The 8,541-nt window shown below is 55.7% G+C and carries 4 protein-coding genes; 1 reads left to right on the top strand and 3 read right to left on the bottom strand.

The window, feature by feature from the left end; translation table 11 throughout:
- Positions 1-3,328: right-handed parallel beta-helix repeat-containing protein (locus tag AUR66_RS15425; RefSeq protein ID WP_058573150.1), on the top strand; the 3,328-nt coding region annotated here is incomplete at its 5' end.
- A 92-nt stretch (positions 3,329-3,420) separates the two neighbouring features.
- On the opposite strand, the gene AUR66_RS15420 is transcribed toward AUR66_RS15425, so the two are convergent.
- The 3 genes from AUR66_RS15420 to AUR66_RS22780 form a co-directional block, all read right to left on the bottom strand.
- Complete coding sequence (locus AUR66_RS15420) at positions 3,421-4,767, bottom strand: alkaline phosphatase family protein (protein ID WP_058573149.1); 1,347 nt, start codon at positions 4,765-4,767, stop codon at positions 3,421-3,423.
- Between the two features lie 128 nt (positions 4,768-4,895).
- Positions 4,896-7,979: a hypothetical protein gene (locus tag AUR66_RS15415; protein ID WP_058573148.1), complete on the bottom strand. Its 3,084-nt coding sequence runs from the start codon at positions 7,977-7,979 to the stop codon at positions 4,896-4,898.
- 276 nt (positions 7,980-8,255) lie between these two features.
- Positions 8,256-8,541 (bottom strand): dockerin type I domain-containing protein (locus AUR66_RS22780; protein WP_058573147.1); only part of this gene is annotated, 286 nt, incomplete at its 5' end.

Here is an 8,541-nt window from a genome sequence, read left to right as displayed (position 1 = left end):
GGTAGACGTCTCCAACGTCGACGCCTCGTCACTCGAGATTCAGTTCGACGATGGCTCTGCAGGGGCATCGGGTTCGTCGACTGCGGACGTAGGTTACACGTATGCCGAAGATCTGATAGTCGAGACGGTCAACGACACGGCGTTCGCGTTCGGTTCGAACGCTTCACACGCACTCCAGGTCTCCCGGGTAGGGAGTAACGAGTCGATAACCATTACTCCGACGGCAGGCGAACCAGTGCTCAATGTTCAGGAGGCTGAACTCGACTTCTACGACACGACCGGCGCCATCGAATCGCAGCCGAAGGTTGAGATCAAGTATCAAACCGATCAAGGAAACACTGAATACACCGATATCAATATCTCTGTGAGCGGTAACCAGAGTCTGTTCATAGGTGGCGACAATCCATTCGGCGTGTACCGTGTCTCAGTTGTCGACGCGAACACGTCGTCGGTGATTGCTGAGACCGGAACTGAACGAGTTGCGATCGGATATGAGGGTTCGCTCTCGCAGAATGCCACGTCGGGTGATATCGAAGTCACGCTCCCCCGTGACGAGCACGTCAATGACTCGTGGTACGTCGAATATTCGGTTCACGGCGACAACGGAACTGTCCCCACCACACCGGTCGAAAACACCGCTGGGGCAAACAACTTCTCGGCGACCATCGATGCTGCAGTGGTTCCGAGTGGGGAGTATTCTCATGGATTTACCATCTACGAAAACGAGACTGACCGGAACGGAAAGCGTATCCTGTACGCATTCGGTGTCAACGATCTCACTATTGAGTCGAACGCCACCTCTGGAGCAGGTTCGGACGGCTCGACCACGCTCGTCGTCGACTCGGACGGTTCGACGAAATACCAGCGTCTCAGCACCGCCGTTGCAGACGCGAGTGCGGGTGACACTATCGAGGTTCACCCAGGGACCTACCGTGAACAGATCACCCTCGATACGAACGTCACGCTCGTTGCACCTGATGGTGCGACGCTCAACGGCTCGACGTTCGGCGAGACGGGAAGTGCCATTACCATCACGGGTGACGCTGAGCCGATGATCTCTGGGTTTACCATCCGTCACTATGACGCATACGGTATCGCGGCAGCCAACACGACGGGTAACTGGGTGGTGAACGACACCACCATCGTCGGCACGAATGGCTTCGAAGGCACGGCAATCAACGCAGAAGGCACGGACGGTGCGTGGCAGCTCACGAACGTCGAGGTTCTCGACACCTACCGCAACGCACTGAACGCACGCCAGTCGACCGGCGACTGGGAAGCGACGCTTCTTCGCGTCAACAACACGACGTTTGGTGACCCGATCAGAGCCGACGAGTCGACGGGTGATTGGGTCATTCAATTCTCGGAGATCACGAACTCCAGCGGACAGTTTGGAAGCGGTGTGGCCCCGTTCGAGTCAACCGGTAACTGGACGATTCGGAATACGACAATTAGCGACCACGCTTCCCACGGTGTCGATGCTCTCGAGGCTTCCGGCGATTGGGAAATTCGCGGTAGCGTAATCGCCAACAACAGCGGTGACGGCGTCAAAGCGGGGACTACTCGTACGGGCGCCGCTGCGACCGGCTCGTGGACAATCTCTAAGACGCTCATCCTCGCAAACGGCGACGCCGGCGTCGACGCCGAGTACGTTGAGGGTATGTGGTCGGTGCGTGAATCGACCCTCGCACAGAACGGTGTTGGCATCGACGCAACGAACGCATCGAAGCGCGGCAACGCCACCTACAACTACTGGGGCGCAACTGATGGCCCCAGTGGTGACTTCAATGGCTCCGGCGATGCAGCCACCGGCAACTTGAGCGTCATGCCGTACTACACCGATAGCGCCCGGACAACGCTGTCAGACGCTCAGAGCAACACTTCCGAATCCGTCACGGTCGTCACCACCGGATCGACTGGCCGGCCAGGCGGAATGGTCATGCTACGGGCCGAAGCCACGAACACGGGCGATGAACCAATCAATCTGAATCATACGGTCAACGTCCCGGTCAAAGATGTCACAACAATTGAGGCGTACGAAGGCTCATGGACGAACGTAACCTTCTCGAACGAATCGATGCTCAGCTGGCAGGTCGACTCGCTCGGCGCCGGTGAGACGGCGACGGCAGAGATCGAGCTGTCGGTCTCGGAAGATAGTCGCCCTACACAGTACACGTTACCGGCAGGCACGTACGTCAACGGCGAGTTAACGGACGAACACCGGTACATCATGACAATCACTGACACGTCTAACATGACGATGACTGTCGGCAATGCCACGGCTGAGCCAGGTGACCAAGTTGTTGTCCCGGTCGCGACGTCACCGGTCACTGGCGGCGTCTACTACGCGGGGAACGTCTCGTACAACCCCTCGGTGCTGTCGGTCGCGAATGTTAGCATGAACGGTGTTGAGGAAGAGGTGTTCGTCTCCACAGAACGTGACGCACAGAACGGAACGGTCGGGTTCAGCGTCGAAAGCAGCGACTACATCGAGGATCCCGTGGTGAACGTGACGTTCGACGTCATCAGTGACGGAGCGAACACCAGCCCAGTAAACGTGAGCGACCGCGCGGTGTTCACGATTGCCGAGAACTACGAAGACTACCCAGTTTCGAACGGAACGGTGAGCATCGTGGGAGACGGGGACAGCGACAATGGAACTGACTCGCCGTCGACAACTGAAAACGTGAGCCTGTACGTCGAGACACCATCTGATCCGGTGCGCGTCGGCGACACCGCCCTCGTCGAACTCGTCGCTGGCGGCGTCAACGACTCGGTCGGTGCGTACGAAGCAACGGTGTCCGTGCCGACAGACGCCGGTGTGGAGGTCAAAAACGTTACCGTCGTCGGCTCGCCGTCCGGGTCAGAGGTGACGCTCACCGACAACAACACAACGGCCAACATCGCCGCCTACGGCATGGAGACTGCTGACGGACCATCGCCTGATCTCGCAGAGATCACACTTACGGTGACTGACAACGGCTCGACGACTGACGAAACGACTGTCCCAATCCGCGTTCAGGATGTCGCAGTTTCAGACAGTCTGGGGAACGACCTCACTGTTGACTTTGTGCAGAACGGCACGCTCCGAACGACGGCGCTGCCGCCCGTTGGCGACCTTCAGGAACCACCGACTGACGTTGACGGTGACGGCCTATACGAGGATGTCAACGGCGATGGAAACGTGACGGTGTCCGACGTTCAAGCACTGTTCGCCAACCGTGACCATTCGACGGTTGAGAACAACCGTGCGAAGTTCGACTACAGTGGCAACGGCGTGTTCAACATCGTCGACATCCAACATCTGTTTCTGAAGACGACGGCCTAGCGGAAGAAGCGGGCGTCTTCGGTGCTATTTTTGGTATTTTGACGGGAATACCCGTAGTGTGGAAACGGATGGGTAGAAAGGAACCTTAGCGCTTAGACGAGGCTCTGGCCCTCAAACGCTGCGTCGACATCAATTTCCATCAGGTCAAGGAGCGTTGGCGTAATATCGTAGAGGTCGACACCATCGCCAATAGATGCGTCTTCGTCGTCAATGATGAGTGTCGCATTGTCGAACGAGTGCATCCCATTGCGTGGTCCAGTGCCGAACACGTTGTCATGGCCCTTGAATCCAGATTTCAGGTCGAATCCGTGAGTCGGGATGACGACGAGGTCGGGCGCCAGGTGGTCTTGGGCCCCGTGGAATGCTTCTTCTTTGGTGACGACACGGTCGGCGACCTTGTTTCCATTCGGCCCTTCGAGTGCTTCGAGTTCCGATTTGAGTTCGTCGCGGACCTGTTCGTACTCGTCTTCGGGGACGGACCCGCGTGGGTCGCGGCCTTCGAGATTGATGAAGAAGCGACCGGGAATGAGCGAGTAGGCTTTCGACTCCGAGGCAATGTCGCCAAGTGAGTCGTGGTCGTCATCTTGGTAGGAGAGCCACCCGTTCTGTTCGAGCCAGGTGTTGCAGTGGACCTCGTAGTCGAGCGACGTGAAGCCGTGGTCAGAGGCGACGACGAGTGTCACGTCCTCGGGAAGGGAGTCGTGGAGGTCGCCGATGTATTCGTCGACGGTTCGGTAGAACTCGAGGAACTCTTCGCTGTACGTTCCGTCTTCAGCGTAATCTTTGAAGAGGAAGTGATTGACCCGGTCGGTCGTCATGAACACGCCAAAGAAGAGATCCCAATCATCCTGCTCAATGTAGCGCTTGAACGCCTCATAGCGTCGCTTGAGTGTCTGGTGGGCGTTCTCGATGAAGGCAGACTTGTCGTCTTGATGTCCAAGTTTGGCGTCGGCGTCGATTCGGTAGTTGTTATCGTCGAGGTCGTCGGCAAACGACTGTGGGTGGGCGGCCTTCTGGACGCCCGGCGAGAGGAACCCAGAAACCATGCGCTGGACGTCGCGCTGTGGGGGGAACGTTACGGGGACGTTCATCACCGTTGCGTTGCGACCGGCGTCAGTCACGCGGTCCCAAACACGCGTTGCTTCGACGTGGCTTCCCATCGGGACGTACGTGTCGTAGCTCCCCGGCTCGCGGTCTTGGAAACCAAAGACGCCCGTTTCACCGGGGTTGAAACCAGTCGTGAGTGCGGGCCAACAGGCACTCGATTCTGGGGGAACGATCGAGTCGATTGGTGCGCTTGCACCCTCTTCGGCGATTTTTGTGAGGTTCTCGAAGACATCCGGGTTGTCCTCAATGAGTGAATACGGTACGCCGTCGATACCGAGGAAGGCAACACGTGGGTCGTCACTCCCTCCGGTCAGGCGGTCGAACAGTCCCATGTCATCACAGTAACCTAACTTCATCAAGGAACTTTCGTTCGTCCTTTACAGGTGGTGCAAACCGAGTCCGTCTGGGAGCTCCGTGAGAAAATGATAACAGACCGAAATAGTGCGTCAATCCAGTTCGTTTAAGAAGTCACCTCGACGAACAGCTGCTGGATATCAACAATATTGACCTCACTATTGTCTGTGAAATCGAATTTATCCACGTTGGTTTGAACCGTGTCGCTGTTGCGGTTCGCGAACATCGCTTGCACGTCCGAGATGGTAACGTTACCATCCCCGTTGATGTCTTCGAACGTCCCATCGCCATCAACGTCAGCTGGCGGCGCCGTCGAATTCCCAAGCGGACTCAGCGTCGTCGCAGTGAGTGTGGTTCCCGTCTCCGAGACGACGGTGTAATCGTCACCTGAAGCAGACCCAAGCACGGATTCCGAGACGACGACCTCAGTCGACCCTGACGTATCGAGCGTGACGTTCACCTGTGCAAGGACGACATCTCCGCTTGAGTCCGGAGTGCGGTTCAAGCCAAACGCGTCGATCGAGATTGACGTGTTCGTCGTATTCCGAACAACATCAGAGCTGTTGGGTGAACCGAGTATGGTGACTTCATCGATTGTCCCCACTGATTCATTTGCGAGGCTGAGCGTCGTCGAGAACGCCCCAACCCCCTCGGAAACGTTCGAGGCAACAATATCGACTGTCGTCGTCTCACCGGCCTCAATTGACGACGAAGAAGCGACTGCATGGACACTTGAGTTGGTCAGAGTCGTTTCTTGAGTATCGTTTGCACCCAATTGAATCTCGAGGTTACGGTCGGAATCGAGAGTGAGTGTCTTCGTTGTCTCCTCACCGTCAAGCGATGTCGAGTTCGGCGGTCCGTCAACCGTGATCTGAAGATCTCCAACGAGGTCAACGCCTTTCTTGCCTGTTGCATCGAGAACCATCGTCCCATTTGCGAGCGTGCTTCCAGAGACGAATCCGACCGAACCTCCGTTCCGGTGATCAATCGTGACCCGTGCATTTTCTACGGGGTTGCTGTTCGAATCGACCACAGAGATATTGAGACGGTGCGCACTGGGGAGCGAGACCGATCCAACGTCCGCAGGTGCAGTCCCAACGTTGAGTTGGGTGACTGCATAGACATCTGGGACGCTGTCGGCTGGGAAGCTCGTCCCAGCTTCACTGTATCGCTCTTGTCTGAACTTCACGTTGTACGTGCCGTTCACCGCAACAGTTGTTGAGAAGTTCCCGGTGGCATTCGTCCGACCAAAGCCACCCCCTGCGGTACCGTTGGTATCACCCAACACAACCGCTGTTCGATTGACTGCAGCATCGCCGCTTGGCCGGGTAATAGCACCAGAAACGCTCGTTTTATTCTTCAGTTGGAGTGTGATATTCGTGTCGTTGCTGACCGAAAGACGCGTTCCAACGAAGGTGTCGTTCGGGCCATACACCTGCACCTGAACATTCCCACCGTACTCGTTCGGGATGGCTTCTGGGCCAGCAACTTCGACACCTGGCGTTTGGCCGAAGACGAATTCCCCGGTTGGCGTCGTTGTTCCACTAATAGACTCGTAGACTCGGTTGTCTCCATAGGCAATGACGACGGTGGCGCTGTCAACGGGATCATTCTGCTGGTCGACGACAGTCACGTTGAGTCGGCTTGCCGTTGGGAGTGTGTCACTACCTAGATGCTGTGGTTCGGTGAAGTACACGCGATGCAGCGGGTAGATATCCGGGACGTTATCAACCGGACTGCTTTGCTGGACGAACGACACCTGGTAGGTGCCTGTAGCGCCAGTCAGATTGTACTCACCGTCACTACCCGGTGTTGATTCATCAGTATCTGATGCGCCAAGGCGACCGTGCAGTTCAACATGGCCGCTTGGAATTGAGCCATCCGCGGCCTTGACTGAGCCAGTTAGGTTCAACGGAGAGGCCGATTCCGAAGAGTCATTGACTGTCTCCCCCGTAACTTTGGCGAGCCAGAATTTGGTCTCGGCTCGTGATGGTCCTTTTTCGCCACCGAGGATGTACTGCCACTCACCGACTCGCACTGCGGACCCAATAGTCGCGTTCTCTGGCACTGGGTAGTTACGAACCTCCAGTTGGTCACCAGCAGAGCTGAGCTTGAGCATCTGCTTTCCGTGAGTAAGCACTGAAATATTCCCTTGCTCAGTCTCTGCTGCAGTGATCGGTTTGGTTGGGTCGTAGGTCCGGTCCCAGTGGATGGTGTTATTTTCGCTAATGCGAACCAGTCGGAGCGAATTTTGTTGATGGTCGGTTCCGCTCACGAGGATATCACCATCCGATAGCGTTGTCACACTCTCGATTGAGGTATTATTGAATTTCCTCGTCCACTGATGCGTGCCATCGTCTGTGAGTGCGTAGAGATACGCGTTTTGCGTCGCCTGACCCGTAACACCGAAGACGACGCCATCAGAAATTTCGGTCCCCTCGTAACTCAGGTAGTCGTTCGCACCGTCCGTCACGGAGACAGTCTGATTCCATTGTTCGACACCGCTGGCGTTTGTCCGAACGAATATCGACTGCCGATCATCACTGCAGCACGTGTTACTCACAGCGGTTAGATCACCATTCGTTGATTCAACGACCGAACGGAACGTGAACCCACTAATGTCGTCTGCACGTGTCCATACGACGCTACCGGTGTTATCCAGCTTCAAGAATGCATCAATCCCACCAGTAACAAATCCACCATCTTGTGTTTGAATGAGCGTTTTTCCATCATCGACCTGTCCAACGTCCACAGTTGAGATCCACTGTTTTGTTCCATCAGCGGCTGCCTTGACGACGGTTACGTTTACTTCTGAGCTGAAATTGCTCGTATTCGCATCAGTGAAGCCTGTAATTGCGACTCCACCATCGTCTGTGCGAATGACCTCTCCAAATTTTCCAGAGCCTGTTTGGTTGGTTTCGTATGTCTTCGACCAGTTGAGAGTACCATTCTGGGACGTGGTTTGAGTACCCACATTAGAACTCACTCCTCTCACTTCGATCTGTTCAGCTGGATCCCCATCTTGAACCACTGGTAATGTCGATGTAGGACCGTCCTGTTGAGTGAACGTCGCTTCTGTGGTGATGTTTTCGGATGATTGTATGCTCGTTTCAGGTGTGTCAGCGACTACGGGAGTTGAAAGAGTCGCGAGTAGCATCAACACCGAAAGCACGATTGCGCGGATCTTCATGACGACTGCACTCCTTCATTCCATTTTGCTGGAATCTCTCCAATCGAGTACTGTTGGCGCATTTACAAATAAACTGACACATGGCCAATTAAAACTTTCTAGCACTTCATTGATCGCCGTGCTGGGCGATGTGTCGAACACTAAGTGTTGATCGAGGCGCAGTCGAAATGGGGCACTGTCTGTTTGATTAGCTCCCGGTATCTCCATCAGTGGATCTCACCCACGCACTCTGCCAGCTATTTAACAATAGTCTCGACCAGAGAGAACGCTAAGGTCTCAGTTGGAGACCTCAACGAACAACTGCTGGACGTCGACGATGTTCACTTGTCCATTGCCAGTGTAGTCGAACTTGCCGACGTTGTCTTCGAACACCGGGCTGTCGCGGTTTGCGAACATCGCTTGGACGTCGGAGATACTCACGTTTCCGTCACCGTTGATATCCTTAAACTGACCATCACCATCCAGATCCGCCGGCGGGTCATCGAATCCGCTGATAGGGCGGAGGTCAGACGCCGTTATCGACGTATTGGTCTCAGTGCCGACGATGTAGTCTTGTGCGGCT

It is taken from the genome of Haloferax profundi (assembly GCF_001469865.1).
In the GTDB taxonomy this organism is placed as follows: domain Archaea; phylum Halobacteriota; class Halobacteria; order Halobacteriales; family Haloferacaceae; genus Haloferax; species Haloferax profundi.
This window is presented reverse-complemented; position numbering and strand designations above follow the sequence as displayed.